The 1,233-nt window shown below is 58.3% G+C and carries 1 protein-coding gene; it reads left to right on the plus strand.

Annotation, left to right across the window (positions count from 1 at the left end; translation table 11 throughout):
- Positions 1–162: 162 nt before the first annotated feature.
- Positions 163–1,233 (plus strand): CHASE4 domain-containing protein (locus EN932_RS36375; protein WP_128369539.1); only part of this gene is annotated, 1,071 nt, incomplete at its 3' end.

Here is a 1,233-nt window from a genome sequence, read left to right on the forward strand (position 1 = left end):
TTCGTGTTCAGTCCCCGCAAAGGCCGCTCTCGAACGCGCGCGCGGCGAATTTGTTCCTTGGCAGTTCAACGCCGGGTTATCGAACTGGCCTTTTCAAACGTGCAGCTTGCCTGATGCCGCGCCTTTAACGGTCCAGCAGTTTTCTTAGCGTAAAGCAGCCTCATGACGCTGCTCCGGCATTTCGGCGAACCAACACGTCGCCTTTTTTTCAAGCGAACGGCTTTGCCCATCATTGTCGTGACGCTGCTTGTTGCGACCCTCACCACAGGCCTTTTGCTGTGGTCGGCGACCCAGTCCGATGGTGTTGCCGTGTCGCGGCAGAAAAGCTTGGTCGCCTTGATCATATCCAAGCTGGAGAGCGGAATAGCCCACGATCAGGAGAGCGTCACCGTCTGGGACGACGCGGTCAGCGCCCTGCGGAGCCAGGATGCCAAATGGGTCGACACCAATCTCGGCACCTGGATGCACACGTATTTCGGCCACGATGAGGTCTACATTCTCGATCCGAAGGACGCGCCCGTCTACGCATTCGCCGATGGATCGGCGGTGGATCCGGCGAGCTATCAATCCATACGCCCGACCACTGCGCCTCTCGTGGAGAACCTCAGGGCGAGGCTGAAACAGGGGGACACCGACGGCGTCACCGAGCAGGTGCTCACGATAGGTGCTTCCGACATGGTCGTCATCTCCGGCCATCCTGCCATTGTCAGCATCAAGCCAGTCGTTTCCGACAGCGGCCACATTGCACAAGTACCAGGTCAGGAATTCCTACACGTTGCCGTTCGCTATCTGGACGGCAGTCTGCTTGCCTCCTTGCGCCAAGACTATCTCCTCGACGACGCACACTTCTCCTGGTCAAACATGCTTAGCTCTGAAGAGGCGTCCTATCCCCTTGTCGGTCGCTCTGGTTCGACTGTCGGCTTCTTTGTGTGGCAGCCATATCGGCCCGGGGCGTTTGTCCTTTTTCAACTGGTGCCAACACTCGTGGTGGTGTTCGGACTGGTACTTGGCGGAATTATTGTAGCTCTGGCCGCTTTGCGCCGGCGGACTTTGAGGCTGATTGAGACCGAGAATCACATCTATCACCTGGCCCACTACGACCTGCTTACAGGGCTGCACAGTCGCGGCCATTTCAACAGTCGTTTGGCTGATGCGCTGACACTGCTGCCCGCGACGGGCGAGCAGCTCGCGATCCTCTATCTTGACCTCGACCGGTTCAAGCAGGTCAATGAC

The organism is Mesorhizobium sp. M7A.F.Ca.US.002.01.1.1 (assembly GCF_004022955.1).
GTDB lineage: Bacteria > Pseudomonadota > Alphaproteobacteria > Rhizobiales > Rhizobiaceae > Mesorhizobium > Mesorhizobium ciceri.